Origin of the sequence: Neopararhizobium haloflavum, assembly GCF_002750855.1 — a bacterium.
Lineage (GTDB): Bacteria > Pseudomonadota > Alphaproteobacteria > Rhizobiales > Rhizobiaceae > Georhizobium > Georhizobium haloflavum.
This window is the reverse complement of record NZ_NWUC01000005.1, coordinates 96,592-116,051: the sequence shown is the minus strand read 5'-3', so window position 1 is coordinate 116,051 and position 19,460 is coordinate 96,592. Positions and strand designations below refer to the sequence as shown.

13 protein-coding genes are annotated in these 19,460 nt (G+C 63.6%); 8 read left to right on the top strand and 5 right to left on the bottom strand.

All coding sequences use genetic code 11. From position 1 onward, the window contains the following. Positions 1-191 precede the first annotated feature (191 nt). Complete coding sequence (gene dnaE, locus CN673_RS12285; protein ID WP_099866589.1) at positions 192-3,683, top strand: DNA polymerase III subunit alpha; 3,492 nt, start codon at positions 192-194, stop codon at positions 3,681-3,683. Positions 3,684-3,813: 130 nt separating this feature from the next. Here the strand turns inward: dnaE and CN673_RS12280 are convergent, their stop codons facing one another. From CN673_RS12280 to bcp, 4 genes are all read right to left on the bottom strand, one after another. Further along, positions 3,814-5,331 (bottom strand): DEAD/DEAH box helicase, encoded by a 1,518-nt coding sequence (locus tag CN673_RS12280; protein WP_099866587.1) that lies wholly within the window; start codon positions 5,329-5,331, stop codon positions 3,814-3,816. A 178-nt stretch (positions 5,332-5,509) separates the two neighbouring features. After that, positions 5,510-6,805 (bottom strand): peptidoglycan DD-metalloendopeptidase family protein, encoded by a 1,296-nt coding sequence (locus tag CN673_RS12275; RefSeq protein ID WP_370853038.1) that lies wholly within the window; start codon positions 6,803-6,805, stop codon positions 5,510-5,512. Positions 6,806-6,877: 72 nt separating this feature from the next. After that, entirely contained in the window at positions 6,878-7,705 is an 828-nt protein-coding gene (locus CN673_RS12270; RefSeq protein ID WP_099866584.1) for a ferritin-like domain-containing protein, read from the bottom strand. Between the two features lie 4 nt (positions 7,706-7,709). Continuing rightward, positions 7,710-8,177: a thioredoxin-dependent thiol peroxidase gene (gene bcp, locus CN673_RS12265; protein WP_099866582.1), complete on the bottom strand. Its 468-nt coding sequence runs from the start codon at positions 8,175-8,177 to the stop codon at positions 7,710-7,712. A gap of 254 nt (positions 8,178-8,431) precedes the next feature. On the opposite strand from bcp, the gene CN673_RS12260 reads away from it, so the two are divergent. After that, the gene (locus tag CN673_RS12260) at positions 8,432-11,866 is read left to right on the top strand and encodes a YhdP family protein (RefSeq protein WP_114149043.1); all 3,435 of its coding nucleotides are present in this window, start codon (positions 8,432-8,434) and stop codon (positions 11,864-11,866) included. A 13-nt stretch (positions 11,867-11,879) separates the two neighbouring features. Here the strand turns inward: CN673_RS12260 and CN673_RS12255 are convergent, their stop codons facing one another. After that, entirely contained in the window at positions 11,880-12,416 is a 537-nt protein-coding gene (locus CN673_RS12255; protein WP_245409888.1) for a thermonuclease family protein, read from the bottom strand. 291 nt (positions 12,417-12,707) lie between these two features. Here CN673_RS12255 and CN673_RS12250 point away from each other — a divergent pair, with 291 nt between their 5' ends. The 6 genes from CN673_RS12250 (at position 12,708) to CN673_RS12225 (ending at position 19,421) form a co-directional block, all read left to right on the top strand. Further along, positions 12,708-14,210 carry a DegQ family serine endoprotease gene (locus tag CN673_RS12250; RefSeq protein ID WP_099866877.1) on the top strand — a complete coding sequence of 501 codons (1,503 nt, stop codon included), beginning with the start codon at positions 12,708-12,710 and terminating at the stop codon, positions 14,208-14,210. Further along, on the top strand, positions 14,211-15,530 hold the full coding sequence (locus CN673_RS12245) for a replication-associated recombination protein A (protein WP_099866576.1): 1,320 nt from the start codon (positions 14,211-14,213) through the stop codon (positions 15,528-15,530). It begins immediately after the preceding gene. Positions 15,531-15,578: 48 nt separating this feature from the next. Next, positions 15,579-15,956 carry a fluoride efflux transporter CrcB gene (gene crcB / locus CN673_RS12240; protein ID WP_099866574.1) on the top strand — a complete coding sequence of 126 codons (378 nt, stop codon included), beginning with the start codon at positions 15,579-15,581 and terminating at the stop codon, positions 15,954-15,956. Between the two features lie 33 nt (positions 15,957-15,989). Beyond that, positions 15,990-16,976: an RluA family pseudouridine synthase gene (locus CN673_RS12235; RefSeq protein ID WP_099866571.1), complete on the top strand. Its 987-nt coding sequence runs from the start codon at positions 15,990-15,992 to the stop codon at positions 16,974-16,976. Then, positions 16,976-17,791 carry an ATP12 family chaperone protein gene (locus CN673_RS12230; RefSeq protein WP_099866570.1) on the top strand — a complete coding sequence of 272 codons (816 nt, stop codon included), beginning with the start codon at positions 16,976-16,978 and terminating at the stop codon, positions 17,789-17,791. The genes CN673_RS12235 and CN673_RS12230 overlap by 1 nt, the downstream gene beginning before the upstream one ends. A gap of 97 nt (positions 17,792-17,888) precedes the next feature. Continuing rightward, positions 17,889-19,421, top strand: coding sequence for an acyl-CoA carboxylase subunit beta (locus CN673_RS12225; protein WP_099866876.1), 1,533 nt, complete (start codon positions 17,889-17,891; stop codon positions 19,419-19,421). Positions 19,422-19,460: the final 39 nt, after the last annotated feature.

Below are 19,460 nucleotides of genomic sequence, written 5' to 3'. Positions count from 1 at the left end.
CATGTTCGTTGCGAGTTTTTCGGTCATGGCAATGGCGCTTTGATTCACAGACCCTGTGGAGGGCGGTGGACAAGTGCAAAGATGACTATTGCCCGGGCCGAGGCTTCTGGACTTGGCGTGCCTTGCCTCCGACAATCCGGCTGGCGATTCTTCCCGGATCGCCGGATCGGAAATGAAGGGCGCTCAGGACAATGGATGCAACCGGCAGCGAAACCGCGCAGGCGCATGACGCGCTGAAGTTCATCCATCTGCGGGTGCATTCCTCCTATTCGCTGCTCGAAGGCGCGCTGCCGATCAAGAAGATCATTGCCCAGACGGTGGCGGACAAGCAGCCGGCGGTCTGCGTTGCCGATACGAACAATCTGTTCGGCGCGCTCGAGTTCTCGGTCAAGGCACAGGAAGCCGGCGTCCAGCCGATCATCGGCTGCCAGCTCGACATCGACATGGAGGACGGCGCGACCGGCGAGAAACGCAATGCGCGCGAGGTGGCGCCCCGACTGCCATCGATCGTGCTGATCGCGGCCAGCGACGAAGGCTATGCACGGCTAGTCGACCTCGTCAGCCGCGCCTATCTGGAGGGTACCGGGGCCGAACCGCCGCATATCCGCCAGTCCTGGCTCGGCGAAGGGGGAACGGACGGGCTGATCGCGCTGACGGGCGCGGCGACCGGGCCAGTCGACAGGGCGCTCTCTGACGGCGACGGGCCGCGGGCGGAGGCGGCTCTTTCGCGGCTCAAGGATCTTTTCGGCGACAGGCTCTACGTCGAGCTGCAACGACCGAAAAACCATGATCGCAAGCGCGAAGAAAAGATGCTGGCGCTCGCCTATGCGCATGCGTTGCCGATCGTTGCGACCAATGAGGCGTTTTTCCTCAAGCCCAGCGATTTCGAGGCGCATGACGCGCTGATGGCGGTCGCGCATAATGCGATGGTCTCCGACGACAACCGTTTCAGGCTGAGCGAAAGCCATTGCCTGCGCAGCCAGGACGAGATGGCGGCGCTTTTCGCGGATCTGCCTGAGGCGCTGGAGAACACGATCGAGATCGCGCTGCGGTGCTCGCATCTTCTCTCGACCGTCAAGCCGATCCTGCCTCGTTTCACGGGGGCGACGGACGACGCGGACGCCGACAACCTTGCCGAAAGCGCAGAGTTGCGCCGTCAGGCGGAAGATGGACTTGCCGATCGCATCGACCGTCTCGGCCTTGCGCCCGGATTTGACGAGGCGGATTACCGCGACCGGCTGAAGCTGGAGCTCGACATCATCGAGAACATGAAGTTTCCCGGCTACTTCCTGATCGTCGCGGACTTCATCAAATGGGCCAAGACGCAGACCATCCCCGTCGGGCCCGGCCGCGGATCGGGCGCTGGCTCGCTCGTTGCCTATGCATTGACGATCACGGATGTCGACCCGCTGCGCTTTTCGCTGCTTTTCGAGCGCTTCCTCAATCCGGCGCGCGTTTCCATGCCGGACTTCGACATCGATTTCTGCCAGGATCGGCGCGAGGAGGTGATCCGCTACGTTCAGGGCAAATACGGGCGCGAACAGGTCGGCCAGATCATCACCTTCGGATCGCTCCAGGCACGCGCGGCGCTGCGCGACGTCGGGCGTGTGCTTGAGATGCCTTACGGGCAGGTCGACAAGATCTGCAAGCTGGTGCCCAACAATCCCGCCAATCCGACGCCGCTATCGAAGGCCATCGAGGAAGAGCCGCGGCTGCGTGAAGCGGCGGAGGCCGAGCCGGTGGTCGCCAAGCTGCTCGATATCGCGCAGAAGCTCGAAGGGCTCTACCGCCACGCCTCGACCCATGCGGCCGGCATCGTTATCGGCGATCGCCCGCTGGCCAAGCTGGTGCCGATGTACCGCGACCCGCGTTCGGACATGCCCGTCACCCAGTTCAACATGAAGTGGGTGGAGCAGGCCGGGCTGGTGAAGTTCGACTTCCTGGGCCTCAAAACGCTGACGGTACTCAAGACGGCAGTCGATTTCGTCACCAAGCGCGGGGTCGCGATCGATCTTGCCGCCCTGCCGCTCGATGACCGCCCGACCTACGAGATGATGTCGCGCGGCGAGACGGTCGGTGTGTTTCAGGTGGAATCGGCCGGGATGCGCAAGGCGCTGATCGGCATGAAGCCTGACCGCATCGAGGACATCATCGCGCTTGTCGCGCTCTATCGGCCGGGGCCGATGGAGAACATTCCGGTCTACAACGCCCGCAAGCACGGCGAGGAAGAAGTCGCCTCGATCCACCCCAAGATCGACCATATCCTTTCCGAAACCCAGGGCGTCATCGTCTACCAGGAACAGGTGATGCAGATCGCGCAGGTGCTGGCCGGCTATTCGCTCGGCGAAGCCGACCTGTTGCGCCGCGCTATGGGCAAGAAGATCAAGGAGGAGATGGACAAGCAGCGCGAGCGCTTCGTCTCCGGCGCCGTGGAACGCGGCGTTTCCAAGCCGCAGGCCGACATGATCTTCGACCTCCTGGCGAAGTTCGCCAATTACGGCTTCAACAAGTCGCATGCGGCCGCCTACGGGATCGTCTCTTACCAGACCGCCTACCTGAAGGCGCACTATCCGGTCGAGTTCCTCGCCGCGTCGATGACCTACGACATGGCGAACACGGACAAGATCAACGACTTCCGCCAGGATGCGCGGCGGCTCGGCATCGAGATCGTGCCGCCATCGGTTCAGACATCCTTCCGGCTATTCGAGACCGGCGAAAACCGCATCTACTATTCGCTGGCCGCGATCAAGGGCGTGGGCGAAGGGGCTGTCGATCACATCGTCGCGGTGCGCGGCGACCGGCCATTCGCTTCGATCGAGGATTTCTGCCTGAGGATCGACCCTAAGATCATCAATCGCCGCACGCTGGAACATCTCATCGCGGCCGGGGCGCTGGATTGTTTCGGCTTCGACCGCGCAAAGCTCGTCGCCGGGATCGACCGGATGGTCGGCTTTGCCCAACGGGCGGCGGAAACGCGTATTTCTGGCCAGGGGGACATGTTCGGCGCGGGGGCGGCGACAGGGCCCGAGCGCATCCATTTCCCCGAATGCGAACCATGGCTGCCAGCCGAGATGCTTCACCGCGAGTATCAGGTGCTGGGCTTTTATCTCTCGGCGCATCCGCTCGACAATTATTCCGACGTCCTCGCCAAGCTTCGGGTGCAGACCTATGCCGACTTCGCGATTGCGGTTAAGAAGGGGGCAACGGCCGGCCGACTGGCCGGTACGGTGACTGGACGACAGGAGCGCAAGACGCGGACCGGGAACAGGATGGGCATCGTGATGTTTTCCGATGCTTCGGGCCAGTTCGAAGCCGTCCTGTTCTCCGAGGCCCTGGCGCAATACCGGGATCTGCTCGAACCGGGCCAGTCCCTGGTGATCGTCGTCAGTGCGGAGGAAAGACCGGAGGGCATCGGCCTGCGCATCCAGACCGTCCAGTCGCTCGAAGAGCGTTCGGTCCAGATGCAGACTGCTCTTCGGGTCTATGTGCGTGACAGCGGGCCGCTGCGGGCGATCGCCGGACAGCTCAACGCAAGAGGCGAGGGGCTCGTTTCATTCGTCGTCATCAAGGAAGACGGCAAGCGGGAAATCGAGGTCGAACTGCCCGACCGCTACAGGCTCTCGCCGCAGGTCGCCTCCGCGATGAAAGCGGCCCCCGGCGTGGTGGACGTCGAACTGGTATAGGAGAGATTGCCCGCAGCCCGGGCGACCATGCCTACGGGCAGGTCGCTCGGCTGGTGATCGCCAGCATGAGCGCTGGGCCCTGGCAACGAAAGCCAGTGCGCCAGCGGTTTCGGCGGAGCTACCGGCGGGATCAGGCCCGCGCGGCGATCTTCATGAAGGCAGGAATATCATCGCCAAATCCGATCGGCGTTGCCTCGTCATCGCGATTGCCACGCCGAGAGCCGGAATTGCGGCCCCGCCCGTTCTCGGAGCGGCCGGCGTCGTCATTTGCGGCGCGGCGCGGCTTCGGCTCGGCTGGAGCAGGGCTGACAGGTCCCTTCTGCTTCGCTGCGGCGCCGGATGTGCCGTCTTTCGCCGAGCCGTTCGTGGCGGCAGAGCTTTCAACGGCGGCGACCACTTCGGTCAAGGCCTCCTCGGCAGCGGGCTCCTTGCGCGCGCCGCGGGCGCTCTCCTTGCCGCCGCGCGGTTTGCGGCCACGTTTGGGCTTGTCTTCTTCCGGCGCAGCCGGTGCGATGGACGACAAATCACCGCTCAGCCACTCGATCTTCTGGTCGATCAGCTTCTCGATCGCGTCGACATATTTGCCCTCGCGCTTGGTCACCAGCGTGAAGGCCTTGCCCGAACGGCCGGCGCGGCCCGTGCGGCCGATCCGGTGCACGTAATCTTCGGCGTGGATCGGCACGTCGAAATTGAACACGTGACTGACATCGGGAATGTCGAGGCCGCGTGCGGCGACGTCCGAGGCCACCAGCAGTTGGAGGTTGCCTTCGCGGAAATTGTGCAGCATCGCCATACGCGAGCGCTGATCCATGTCGCCATGAAGCGCACCGGCCGAAAACCCATGCCGGTCGAGCGAGCGGAACAGGTCGGCGACGTCCTTCTTGCGATTGCAGAAGATGATGGCGTTCTTCAACTCATCCTGATCGCGTACGAGATCGCGCAGCGCGGCACGCTTTTCGTAGTCCTTGGCGCCCGTCGCCACCAGTTGCTGCGTGACGGTCTTGGCTGTCGACGAACGCGTGGATACCTCCACGCGAACCGCGTTCTGGAGGAAATTGTCGGCGAGCTTCTGAATTTCCGGCGGCATCGTCGCGGAGAAGAAGAGGGTCTGCCGGGTGAACGGGATCAGCTTCACGATCCGCTCGATGTCGGGGATGAACCCCATGTCGAGCATGCGGTCCGCCTCATCGATCACCAGAACCTCGACACCGCTCAGCAGCAGCTTGCCGCGCTCGAAATGGTCGAGCAGGCGACCGGGCGTGCAGATGAGGACATCCGCGCCGCGCTCAAGCTTGCGGTTCTGCTCTTCGAACGAGACGCCGCCGATGAGCAGCGCGACGTTGAGCTTGTGGTTCTTGCCGTATTTCTCGAAATTCTCGGCGACCTGGGCGGCGAGTTCGCGGGTCGGCTCCAGGATCAATGTGCGCGGCATGCGCGCCCTGGCGCGGCCCTTTTCCAGAAGCGTCAGCATCGGCAGGACAAAGGACGCGGTCTTGCCCGTGCCGGTCTGCGCGATGCCGAGAACATCACGTCGTTCCAGCGCCGGCGGGATGGCGCCTTCCTGGATCGGTGTCGGTTCGGTGTAGCCCGCATCTTGAACGGCGGACAGGACTTTCTGGCTCAGGCCGAGGTCGGAAAAAATGGTCAAGGGAAACTGGTTTCCATTGTCGATCGTTGATCGGGGGTGGTTCGCCAGCGTTCGTCCTGACGAAAGCGGCACGCGCTTGACAGCGCCACAAATGCCTTTAATGCGTCGGCACATAGAGCGAATGGCGGATGATGTCAAGAAATGCCCGCAAATGCGGGGCTCGGCGCGGCCGGTTCGCTCAGAGTGCTGCCAGCAGCGGCTTCAACGACATGCCTGCACCAAGAAAATTCTGCGGGTCGACGGGTTTGCCATGGCGGCGCACCTCGTAGTGCAAATGCGGGCCGGTCGATCGGCCGGTGCTGCCGGCAAGGCCGATGCGCTCTCCGGCGGCGACAAGTTGGCCCCTGGAGACGTCAAGCGCGGAAAGGTGCGCGTAACGCGTCGTCAGTCCGTCTCCGTGGTCGATTTCGACGAGGTTGCCATAACCGCCGCTGCGACCGGCCTTTACAACCGTGCCGCCGCCCGAAGCGCGGACGGCTTCGCCAGACCCGATGCGAAAATCGATGCCGGCGTGAAAAGCCGTGCGGCCGAGGAAGGGGTCCTTCCGCGTGCCGAAGCGGCTCGACATCTTTCGGCCCGGTGCCGGATGGGCGAAGGGCAAGGCAGCGGCATGGCTGCGCATGGCATCAAGCCGGGTGAGCGCCTCGTCCAGATCATCCAGCGTCGCCTCGAACGTGCTGTTTGCCGGAGCATCGATAAAGGGTCCGCCAACGCCGTCAGTGTCGGAAACAGGGCCATTCAAACCGACAGCGTGCAGAACATCTTCTATAGCCTTGGCAGTATCATAGGCATCGGATGTGAGAGCGCGGACACGCGAGAGCTGTTCCTGCTCGATGGCGTGGAGCGATGATTCTATTTCGCTGAAGACGCGGTCGGGATGGTGGTGTTTCGGTTCCTCGGACGGTGCATAGGCTGAGGCGGTGTCTGACCCATTGCCGCCCGCGCCTTGCGTTGCCGGGATGCTGCCCGTGACGAGCGAAATGGCATCGAGCGCGGTATCGGCACGAAGTTCGGCGGAGACGCCCGGTCGCGGTGTCGGCAAGGGGGCGTCGATCGCGCCCGGTGCAACATCGTGTTCGGCTCGGCGGAGCAGGGCGTCGAGACGACCGTTGCGCGAGGACAGCGCGTCCTGATGGGCGATCAGGCGGTCGACCTTCTCCTCCATCAATTGCTGGTCCAGCAACTGTCGACTGGTCACGCGGTCGACTTGCGCGCGCAGCGCGGCGATCCGATCCTCGTAAGCGTGTTGCATGCGCGCCTGACGCGCGACAGAAGAACCGATGAGGTCGTCGCGCAGCACGAGATAGGCGGCTGCGGCAACGAACGTCACCATCAGCACTGCGGCAAGGCATCCGGTCACCGCCATGGCCCATGGGCGGACGGTCATGTGACGGACGCGATCGCCGCTAGCGATGATGATCGTGTGTTCCTTGGGCCGCTTGCCGAAAATGCGTCCTTGCTGCGATTGCGCCACGGTTGCCTCTGCCGTTCCTCGAAGCGATCGATGGCACATTAGACCGCGTTAAGGTTAACATTGCCTTGCGGCTCAGGAGGTGCTGACGGCGGTCAGAGAACGATAGAAGGACGGCGTCAGGCCGGCCTCGGCGCGGGCGAGGTCGTTGAACGGGGCCTTGAGCGGGCCACGGAAATTGGCCCGCACCAGTGTCCGGAAAGTGGCAGCGGGATCCTTGCGTTGGCGCTGACACAGGAAGCGGAACCATTTCGCGCCGACCGCCACGTGCTTCTTCTCGTCTTCATAGATGATGTCGAGAACCTCGGCGCTCGCTGCGTCGCCGCTGTCGCGCATCTTCGCCTGAAGCGCGGGTGTGACATCGAGTCCGCGGGCCTCCAGGATCAATGGCACGACTGCGAGGCGGGCGGTCAGATCGTTGCGCGTGTCGTGGGCCGCCTGCCACAGACCGTCATGGGCGGGCAAGTCCCCATAGTCCGCATCCATTGCATTCAGACGTGCGCGTATGAGCTTGAAATGCTTCGCCTCCTCGAAGGCAACCTGCATCCAGCCGTCAAAAAAGCTTTGCGGCATCTTCTCGGCTGCGAAGCGGGCGACAATGTCGAGAGCAAGATCGACCGCGTTGAGCTCGATATGGGCGATGGCGTGCAGGAGCGCGATGCGACCTTTATCCGATACCAGTGAGCGCCGCTTGACCTTGGTCGGCGGCACAAGAAGCGGCCGGTCCGGACGGCCCGGCCTGTCGGGCAATGTCGCGTCGAGCGGGGAGCGCAGCGACAATTCGCGCGCGAACCAGCGCCGCGCACCTTGTTGTGCACGCTCGGTCTTCTCGATGAGGTCGGCGGCGGCGATGGCTGTCGCGGCCGCGTCGCGCAGCGAATGGAACCGAAAGTCCGCAACCATCAGCTCACATCGCCTTGACGGCCGCAAGCACGTCCTCCGCGTGGCCCGGCACCTTGACCTTGCGCCAGACGCGCGCGATCCGCCCGTTCTCATCGATCAGAAAGGTCGAACGCTCGACACCCATGTATTTGCGGCCATACATGCTCTTTTCCTTCCAGACGCCATAGGCCTCCAGCGTCGACTTCTCCTCGTCGGAGACAAGCGGCACTGTCAACCCGTGCTTGTCGCGGAATTTATCGTGCTTTTTCACCGGATCGGGGGACATGCCGATGACATCCGCGCCGGCCTTCTGGAAATCCGATCTCAGTCCCGTAAAGGCAATGGCTTCTGCCGTGCAGCCGGAGGTGTCGTCCTTGGGATAGAAGAACAGAACCACCTTTCGACCCTTCAGGTCTTCAAGGGATACGGTCTCTGCGCCGTCGCGCGGCAAGGTGAAGCCTGGCGCCGCATCGCCCTCGGTCAGATCGCTCATCGCTGGCCTTTCTTTCGTCGTCTTTATGCAGGAGTGGGTTCGCGTAAGCGATATATGGTCCGCAAAGCCTGCGTCCAGTTGTGATTTGGCACAATCGCCACGCGCTTTCTCCCCTTTTGTCGCGGGGAAGGCTTGCGCGAGCGCACCTGTCGCAGGCAAGTTGCGGAGTGAGCGTGCGTCACCTCTCCGCGTCGGATTGGTGAGCGTAATGGCCCTCGCGGCGGGACGGCCGGGCCCAGCGGATAGTTGAGCGAATGAACCAGAAGGACGATGCAAGCCCTTCGGCAGACGCGCCGTACCGTCCGGCTTCCGATCGCCAACGGGGGGTGAGGGCCAAGCGGACGCGCTTTCGCCGGGTGCTTGGTTTTCTGGGCGCAACGGTTGGCGCAGCCTTCGTGATCGTCATCCTTGCATTCAGCGCCGTTCAGTTCGGTCTGGCCGACGGTCTCTTCGCGAATCGCATCCGCGCCGTGCTTGCCGCGACCGTCGGGCCCGACATGACTGCCACGGTGGACAGCGCCAGCATCCGGATTGGCCGCGACGGACGCCTGGCGATCGAGGCGGATGCCGTGCGTTTCCGCCGGAGTGGGCGGCCCGGCACATCGGCTCCTGGCGAAGACGATCTCCTGACCTCGGCCCGTTCAGTCCGCCTGCTGCTCGACCCGCTTCCCGTCCTCAATGGTCGTTTGAATGTCGAATCCGTCGTGATCGACGGGGCGACCTTCGATCCGACGGTGATCGGCAATGGCGGCCGTCTCGATTGGAGCCGTATCCGGGTGGATGCGCTCGAGGAAGCATCGCGATTTGCATTCGAGGGGCTAGATCGGGCGTTTCGGATGCTCGACCGCAGCGGCACGAGTGCGATCCGCTTCACCGACGGCGCGGTGGTCGGCGCCGGTGCGGAGCGGGCCGACGGGAGCCGCGGGCCGCTGCGCATCGAGACGGTGGAACTGGCATTGTCAGCGCAGGACGATCTGACGATCGAAGGCACCATTTCATTCGGGGACCAGACACTTACGGTCAACGGCGAAACCGCTCCGCACCGCGAACTGGAAACGCTTGAGGACCTGAACATCAGGATCGCCGGCCTGACGGCCCTCGGCAACCGGCCCTTCTTCGCTGTGACCGCCGACGCGCCTGAGCTGGAGTCCCGCCGCCGCTTCGGGGTTGAAAGCGAGGCGAGCATCGCGCTCACGGCCCATCGCACGCCACAGCCGGGCCGGGCGATGATCGCGATGACGCTTGATCTGGCGCCCGGGGTGGCGACACTCGGCGGTAATCGATCGGTGCTGAAGCAAAGCCGGCTGCGTGCGGAATACCTGCCCGACGAGGACAAGATCGAAATCCTGCCTTCGACACTTCATGTGGGACAGTCGCGTTTTCCCTTCTCCGGGGGCATCATCGACATCTCCAACCTGAACTCGGTCGAGGGGCGGGGGTTTGCGATCGAACTGCTCGTTGACGAGGGACGATCGGCGCCGACCGATTCTTCCGAGCCGGCCCTGACTTTCGACGGCAAGGTCTTCGCGCGCTTCCTCAAGCATCACCAACGCCTCGTCATGGATGAGATCACCCTGGCCAGTCCGTTCGGCCAGATCTTCGCCTCGGCGGGAGTCGGTTTCGGCGGCAAGTCGCCGGAGGTCAGCCTGGCCGCTTCGTTCGCGCGAATGGGCACCGGCGGATTGAAGCAACTCTGGCCGCACTGGATTGCGAAGCGTCCACGCCAATGGGTATTGGCGAACCTCTTTGGAGGGCATGTCGAGAACGGAGAACTGCGCCTGTTCATTCCGCAGGACCGCATGGCCGAACAAAGGGGCCGGCTGCAGCTCGACGACAGCCAGCTGCGCTTCGGGTTCGATCTTAGGGGGGCGCGTGTCGGTATCGCCGGTGACCTGCCGCCCCTGCGCGAGGCGAACGGACGGTTCGACCTCATGGGCAACGCGCTAACGGTCGCCATCGACCGGGCCAAGACATATTTCGCATCCGACCGGGACGTGGATGTCGAGAGCGGGACCTTCACCATCGCCGAGACGGACCGCAAACCGCTGATGGCGGATCTTGAACTGTCGCTAGCAGGTTCAGCCGACGCCGTGGCCGAGATCATATCGTACCGGCCGATCGACGTGATCGACCGGATCGGCTATCGACCGGAAGACTTCTCAGGGACAATCAAGGCCGATGTATCCGCCCGTTTCGGCCTTATCGCCGAACAGGGCCCGCCGCCTCCGGAATGGTCGGCCGAGCTCGATCTGGCCGATGTGGACATTGCAAAGCCGGTGGAAGGACGCAGGCTCGAGGGCATGACAGGGACGCTGGCGGTCAAGCCAAGCCACGCCGTCCTGCAGGCTGATGCCGCTGTCGACGGCGTGCCGATGACGTTGCAGGTCACGCAGCCTTTGCAGGCCGGCGCGGGTATCGAAGCCGAACGTCTCATCACGGCACAGCTCGACGATGCGGCGCGCGCTCAGCTTGTCCCGGGTCTTGGCGGCATGCTGTCGGGCGTGGCCGATCTCAGCCTTTCCCAGATCGGAAAGGCGCCGATGGAGATCGCCGTCGACCTGACATCCAGCGCCTTGACCGTCCCTGGGCTGAATTGGACCAAGGCCGCCGGCATACCCGCCGAGGCGACATTCACCGCGGCGGTCGAAGAGACGGGAATCCGTATCGATGCCTTCGAGTTTGCCGGCGACGGCTTCGGGGTCAGCGGTGCGATGGATCTTGTGGACGGCCGGCTTGCAAGCGCGCGCTTCGACCGTGTGAGGCTGTCGCAGGCGGACGAGTATTCAGCCAGGCTCACCAACGATGGCGACGGCTACCGGGTCGAGATAGACGGAGAGACCATCGATCTGCGTTCGATTGTCGGATCGATTCGCTCCGGTGCGACCGGATCGTCCACGGGGGAAGGGGTGTCAGAGGGCGCCGCGATCGATGTGACGGCGAATGTCGCGCAGGCGGTTGGATTCAACGGTGAAGTGCTTTCGAACCTGACGGCAAGCTACAGCGGGCGAAATGGCGAGGTCCGTTCACTCGACGTCAAGGGCGTGACGGGCAGCGGCGAGGCGCTGGTGCTTTCGATCGATCCGGTCGAGGGCGGGTCGCAGCTTCAGCTGAACAGTGGCGATGCCGGGGCAGCCGCGCGCTTCGCCGATCTTTACGGCCGGATCGATGGCGGCCTGATCAACCTGCAACTGACGAGATCGGGCAAGGGGCCCTATGCCGGGCGCGTCACGATGGACAATTTCTCGGTGATCGACGAAGCCCAGTTGCAGCAGATTGTGACGGCCCGCGCCTATGGGGCCGAGCAAAGCCTGAACGATGCAGTGCAAGGGCGGATCAATACCGAGGCGGCGCAGTTCGAACGCGGTTTCGCGCGCATTCGGATCGGCGATGGTTCCGTTACCGTCTCCGACGGGGTGGTGCGCGGCCCGCAGATCGGAACCACGTTCCAGGGCACCGTTCGCGATCCCAATGGGCAGATGGCGATCACCGGCACGTTCATGCCTGCCTATGGCCTCAATCGCCTCTTTGCCGAAATCCCGCTGTTCGGGGCACTGCTTGGCAATGGACGAGACCGGGGCCTGATCGGCATCACCTTCCGCCTGGCAGGACCGAGCGCCGATCCGCAGCTTACCGTCAATCCGATCTCGGTGATGGCACCCGGCATATTCCGCCAGATATTCGAATTCTGAGCGATCGTTGCGGTCATGCGCACCAGGACCGGCGGGCTCCGCCCCACGGCCTTGCCAGCCCCTCGCTGACGAGCTGCTGGCCAAGAGAGCGCCCGCCGCGATGCACGGTGCGCAGGCTGCGGCCGTAACGATCCTTGTCGCGCGCTTGAAGGCGCAGCTCGATCGGTCCGGCATTGAGCAGTTCGTGCATGCGCATCGTTGCGCGCTTTCCGCGTTCCGCTTCGGCCGCACAGTCGGGACGGAAGGTCTCCGGCGTATCGATATCGGCGATTCGGATCGGCTGGGAACCGAGGTAGAAGGTGTCGCCATCGATGACGCAGTCGGCGTGGGGTGGTGTCGCGCAGAATGCAAAATGCGTGTGTAGCGCGCCCGTGACGATCGCGTCGGGCGGTTGAATGGTTCGTCCGTCGAACCAGAGGCAACCCGCGGCAATACCGATGGCAAGCACAAGCGCGGCCATCCGGCTGGCGAACCTGCTCAGCCTCGCGCGCCGCCGCGATCGGACCGCCGGTCTGCGGCCGTTGGTTCTCAGGAAAATAACGTTGCTCATGATTCGCCTCGCCATATCGAGGCAAGTGTGCGGGAGAGAGCCTGCGCGAGGATGAATCAGAACGCGAAAATGCACTGAATTGCGTGTGAACGCTTGATAAGCAGAATCATGTGTCCTGATCAGGCGCCTGTTTTGAATAGGCAAAAGCGGGTTCTGACGGTGGGTGGTTCGGATCGCCGAGCCGGGTTGCCGGGAGAATGGGCCATCCTCGGGCTTCGTGCGCAGCCCGTTCTTGTTTCGGCCAAGGATCGTCACTATCCATTGGTCGGAACCACCGGAGTTTCCTCGATCATGCGGCCCATCGCCAATGTCATCGCCATCGTAGCTGTCGCCCTGATACTGGCAGCCGTGCCGCGCACCGCGGCGCTGTCGCAAGAGGAGGGCCCGTCGATCGAGACGTTCCTGAACGATCTCTTCGGGCAAGACCGCGAGGCGGCGCCGCGCGCCGATGAGGCGCCAGCGCAACAGCCATCGGCGCCCGTACGGACCGTGCCTGAAAACCGGGCGGAGATGCAGCTTTCCTTTGCCCCGCTCGTCAAGCAGACGGCACCGGCGGTCGTCAACGTCTATGCCGACCGCGTGGTCCAGCAGCGCTCACCTTTTGCCGGCGATCCGTTCTTCGAGCGCTTTTTCGGCCAGGAAATGCCGCACCGCTCGCAGCGGCAATCCTCGCTAGGCTCGGGTGTGGTGATCGACCCTTCGGGCATCGTCATCACCAACAACCACGTGATCGACGGAGCAGACGAGATACGAGTCGCCTTTTCCGATGGCCGGGAATACGCCAGTGAGGTCGTGCTGAAGGACGAGACGGTGGATCTGGCCGTCCTGAAGATCGAGGCGGAGGAAACCTTTCAGTCCGTGCCGGTCGGCGATTCCGATGCCGTCGAGGTCGGCGATCTCGTGCTGGCGATCGGCAATCCCTTCGGGGTCGGCCAGACCGTGACCAGCGGCATCGTCTCGGCTCTTGCCCGCAACCAGGTCGGCATTTCCGATTTCGGCTTCTTCATCCAGACCGACGCGGCAATCAATCCGGGCAATTCCGGCGGTGCGCTGATCGACATGGATGGCAGGCTTATCGGGGTCAACACGGCGATCTTTTCCCGTTCCGGCGGATCGAACGGCATCGGCTTCGCCATTCCGGCCAACATGGTCCGCGCCTTTGCCGCCGCCGCCGAGACGGGGAACGACACCTTCATTCGCCCCTATATCGGCGCGACCTTCGAACCCGTGACACCCGACATCGCCGAGGCGGTCGGAGCGCAGCGGATTTCGGGAGCGCTCGTCAACGAGGTCGTGGATGATGGGCCTGCCGCGCGGGCCGGTCTCAGGCCGGGCGATATCGTGACGGCGGTCAATGGCCGTCCTGTCGAGCACCCAGACGCGCTCGGCTACCGCCTTGCGACGGCCGGTATTGGCCAGACCGTAGAGCTGGCGCTGCTTTCGCAGGGCGAGCGGCGCACGATTTCCATCGCGCTGGAGGCGCCGCCCGAAATCGAGGAGCAACGGATCGAGGGAGACAATCCATTTGCAGGCGCCGTAGTTGCGGACCTCACGCGGCAGCTGGCCCAGCGGCTGAGGTTGCCGGAGCCGCGCGGTGGCGTGATCGTGCTGGACGTCGACCGTCGCGCGCCGGCAGCCCAGTACGGGCTGCGTCCGGGCGACGTCATCGTCGCGGTCAATGGCGAGAGCGTCGGCGATGTCGACGGGCTCGTCGCCGTTCTCGATGAGGGTGCCGCGTTCTGGCGTTTCGACATCGAGCGGGGCGGGCGCCTCATGCGCCAGTTCGTCCGGTAGATGAGCGACCTGTTCACCCACGGACTGGACCCGACCGGGGGCACGCGGCGTCCGCTGGCCGACCGCATGCGGCCGCAAACGCTTGGCGAGGTCACCGGCCAGCCGCATCTGACAGGCCCCGATGGGGTGCTGACCCGGATGATCGCGGGCGGCTCGCTTGGCTCGCTCGTCTTCTGGGGGCCGCCTGGCACTGGCAAGACAACGGTGGCGCGGCTGCTGGCCGGCGAGACGGATCTGGCCTTCGAACAGATTTCCGCGATCTTTTCCGGTGTCGCCGATTTGAAGAAGGTGTTCGAGACAGCACGCGCACGCCGGATGTCGGGCCGTCAAACGTTGCTTTTCGTCGACGAGATCCATCGGTTCAACAAGGCGCAACAGGATTCCTTCCTTCCAGTCATGGAAGACGGAACGGTGATCCTGATCGGCGCGACCACGGAAAATCCCTCGTTCGAACTCAATGCCGCGCTCTTGTCGCGCGCGAGGGTCCTGACGTTCCATCCTCACGACGAGGCGAGCCTTGCCGCCTTGCTCGATCGGGCCGAGCAAGTGGAGGGCAAGGCGCTTCCGATCACCAAAGAGGCGCGCGCCGTTCTCATAAGGATGGCTGATGGCGACGGCCGTGCGGTGCTGACGCTGGCCGAAGAGGTCTGGCGTTCCGTGCGTGCCGACGAAACGATCGATGCCGAGCAATTGCAGTCTATCGTGCAGCGCCGTGCACCGGTCTACGACAAGGGTCAGGACGGTCACTACAACCTGATCTCGGCGCTTCACAAATCGGTGCGTGGCTCGGACCCCGACGCGGCGCTCTACTATCTGTGCCGGATGCTGGATGCCGGCGAAGATCCGCTCTATCTCGGTCGCCGGCTGGTGCGCATGGCGTCGGAGGATATCGGCCTGGCCGACCCGCAGGCCCTGACGATCGCCAGTGCGGCCAAGGACGCCTACGACTACCTTGGATCGCCGGAGGGGGTACTGGCGCTCGCCGAGGCCTGCGTCTACCTGGCGACGGCGCCGAAATCGAATGCCGTCTACACGGCCTTCAAGGCAGCGATGCGCGCGGCGAAGGAGAACGGTTCGCTGCTGCCGCCAAAGCATATCCTCAACGCACCGACCAAGCTGATGAAGTCGGAAGGCTACGGCCAGGGCTACGAATACGATCACGATGCACCTGATGCCTTCTCCGGCCAGACCTATCTGCCGGACCCCCTCAGCGGTACGACGTTCTACGATCCGCCCGAACGGGGTTTCGAGCGGGAAATCCGCAAGCGTCTCGACTTCTGGGCGGCGCGCCGGCGTGAGCGCCAGGCCCGTGAAGGCTGATGCCGGATTGTGCTTCAAAACCGTAACAAAAGCGGTTAGGGAAACAGGATGCTGCACACGCTTCTCGTGGCGCTCGGCGGCGCCATCGGCGCATCTTTGCGCCATCTCACCTCTCTCGCCGCGTTGAGGATTCTCGGTCCTCAATTTCCTTTCGGGACGATGACGGTGAATATCGTCGGCTCGTTCGCGATGGGTGTTCTGGTCGAACTGATCGCCCGGCGTTTCGGCGCATCATCGGAATTGCGCCTCTTTCTTGCCACGGGGCTTTTGGGCGGCTACACGACCTTTTCCGCGTTCTCGCTCGACACGATCGTTCTTTGGGAACGCGGCGCGGCGACCCTTGCGGTCTGCTATGTCGTCGCGAGCGTTCTGGTATCGATCGCGGCGCTTGTCGCCGGATTGAGCCTTGGCCGCGCAATTTTCTGAGCCGAGCTGCGGCGTATCAAGGATCGAGTGACAATGGCGGGCGTCGAACAGCGCAAGGTCGATGGCGACGAAGCGGGCATGCGGCTCGACCGGTGGTTCAAGCTCCACTTTCCTGGCCTCGGTTTCGGCCAGTTGCAGAAGCTTCTGCGATCCGGCCAGATCCGGCTCGACGGCGGACGGGCAAAATCCGACACGCGGGTCGAACCGGGGCAGATGGTCCGCATCCCGCCTCTGCCGGTGGACGAAAAGACCAAGGGCGGTCCGGTGTCGGCGCGCGCGGTTCGCTCAAGTCCCGATCATGAACTGTTGAGCCAGATGCTGATCTATGAAGATCCGAAGGTCTTTGTGTTCAACAAGCCGGCTGGTCTAGCCGTCCAAGGTGGCTCGGGGCTGACGCGTCATGTCGACAAGATGCTGGAGGCCTGGCGCAACAAGAAGGGCGAGAAGCCGCGGCTCGTCCATCGTCTCGACCGGGAGACCTCGGGCGTTCTCGTGGTCGCGCGCACACGCGGCGCTGCGCAGGCCCTGACGGGCGCGTTTCGCGAGCGCACAACGAAGAAGACCTATTGGGCGGTGGTCAAGGGTGTTCCCAAGAAGCGTGAAGACAAGATATCGACCTGGCTCGTCAAGCAAGCAACGCCCGACGGCGATCGCATGCGCGTTGCAAAGCATGGCGAGCCCGACAGCGACCACGCGGTTTCCTTCTATCGCATTCTCGAACAGGCGGGACAGGATCTCTCCTGGCTGGAAATGGAGCCTTATACCGGGCGCACACACCAGTTGCGCGTCCATGCTGCCCATATCGGGCACCCGATCCTGGGGGACCCGAAATATTTCGAAGCCGATCAGAACTGGTCGTTTCCCGGTGGAATGCAGAACCGCCTGCACCTCCACGCCCGCCGGATCGTGATCCCGAACCCTGCAGGTGGCACTATCGACGTGACGGCGCCGCTGCCGCCGCACATGGTGCAGACCTTCAATCTCATCGGGTTCGACGAGGCAAACGGAGCATCCGACTGATGGCCGACGAGGACAACAGAACCGTTCGCGATATCTTTTCCGACCTTTCCGGCGCGATGAGCGACCCGGACCCGGTCAAGCGCGCGCAAATCCAGATGCAGAAGCCGCTGCCCAAGCGCTTCTATAAGGAGGCGGGCGTCGCCGCACAGGAAGAGGGCAGGTACGGGGTCGTCCTCGACGGCCGGCCGGTCCGAACGCCGGGCCGCAATCTTCTCGCTTATCCGTCAGAGGCGCTTGCGGTGCGCGCCGCTGAGGAATGGGCATCGCAGGGCGAGGCCATCGATCCGGCGACAATGCCGCTGACACGCCTTGCCAATACGGCGCTCGATGGCGTTGCAAGCGATATGCAAGCCGTGGCCGAAGACGTCCTTCGCTTTGCGGGAACCGATCTCATTTGCTACCGCGCGGGTGATCCGGAGCGCCTGGTGGCGCGACAGGCGGAAACGTGGGATTCGGTCATCGACTGGGCGGCCGGCACGCTTGGTGCCCGGTTCTTGCTCGCGGAAGGCGTCATGCATGTCGCCCAGCCACGCGAAGCGATCGCCGCGTTCTCCGTCCATGTCGCGGGGTTCGACGATCCGTTGGCGCTCGCCGCGCTGCATGTGGCGACCGCGCTGACGGGGTCTGCCATTCTCGCAATGGCACTTGCCAAGGGTGCCCATTCCCCTGACGAAATCTGGGCGATGGCCCATCTCGACGAGATGTGGAACGAGGAACTATGGGGGCAGGACCATGAGGCATTGAAGCGGCGCGCGGCAAGGCGGCGCGATTTCGATGCCGCGGCCCTGGTGCTGGACGACGCCGCATCGCGCTGAGGGGCGGCTGGCTGGATCCCGCGGCGCGGTCGACAGGAAAGGCGCCATCGTCTAAGCGAAAGAGGTGCCGCTCACGGCCCGTCTGGAGGAACGATGCATGAAGAATGTGCTTCTCGAACTTGAGGAACGCCGACGCAAGGCCCGGCTCGGCGGCGGAGAAGCACGGATCGCTGCGCAGCACCAGAAAGGCAAGCTGACTGCGCGCGAGCGGATCGAGACGTTCCTCGACGAAGGCTCCTTCGAGGAGTTCGACATGTTCGTCGAGCATCGCTCAATCGATTTCGGCATGGCGGACACGAAGATATCCGGCGACGGCGTTGTCACCGGCTGGGGCACCGTGAACGGACGCAAAGTCTTCCTTTTCGCAAAGGACTTCACCGTCTTTGGTGGTTCACTTTCCGAGGCTCACGCCGAGAAGGTGATGAAGGTCCAGGACATGGCGCTGAAAAATCGGGCGCCGATCATCGGTTTCTACGACGCCGGCGGCGCGCGCATCCAGGAGGGGGTGGCCGCGCTTGGCGGCTATGCGGAGATTTTCCAGCGCAACGTGCTCGCCTCAGGCGTCATACCGCAGATCTCGGTGATCATGGGTCCTTGCGCAGGCGGCGACGTCTACTCGCCGGCGATGACAGATTTCATCTTCATGGTGCGCGACACGTCCTACATGTTCGTGACCGGTCCGGATGTCGTCAAGACGGTGACCAACGAGACGGTAACGGCGGAAGAACTGGGCGGGGCATCGATCCACACGACGAAATCCTCGATCGCTGACGGTGCTTACGACAACGATGTGGAAGCCCTGTTGCAGATGCGACGCCTTGTCGACCTGCTGCCGCAGTCCAACACGTCCGAAGTCCCGGAAATCGAGAACTACCAGGCCGTCGACGACATCGACAAATCGCTCGATACACTGATTCCGGACAACGCCAACAAGCCCTACGACATAAAGGAACTCATCCTGAAGGTCATCGACGAGGGCGACTTCTTCGAGATCCAGACATCGTTTGCGAAGAACATCGTATGCGGGTTCGGTCGCGTCGAGGGGCGTACCGTCGGGTTTGTCGCCAACCAGCCGATGGTTCTTGCCGGCGTGCTCGACAGCGACGCATCGCGCAAGGCGGCGCGGTTCGTGCGTTTTTGCGACTGCTTCAACATTCCGATCGTGACCTTCGTCGACGTTCCCGGCTTCCTGCCCGGCACGTCGCAGGAGTATGGCGGGCTCATCAAGCACGGGGCGAAGCTGCTTTTCGCCTATGCCGAAGCGACCGTGCCCAAGGTGACGGTGATCACGCGCAAGGCCTATGGCGGGGCCTACGACGTCATGGCGTCGAAGCATCTGAGGGGCGATATCAACTATGCCTGGCCGACAGCGCAGATCGCGGTGATGGGCGCCAAGGGCGCCGTCGAGATCATCTTCCGCAAGGACATGGGTGACGCCGACAAGATCGCGGATCACACGCGCATGTACGAGGACCGGTTCCTATCGCCGTTCGTTGCCGCCGAGCGTGGCTATATCGATGAAGTTATCATGCCGCATTCGACGCGCAAACGCATTGCGCGGGGGCTGAGGATGCTGCGGGACAAGCAACTGACCAATCCCTGGAAGAAGCACGACAACATTCCGCTTTAGTAAGGGCCGATCAGACAAGGCCTGCGCAAGCTCCCGTTC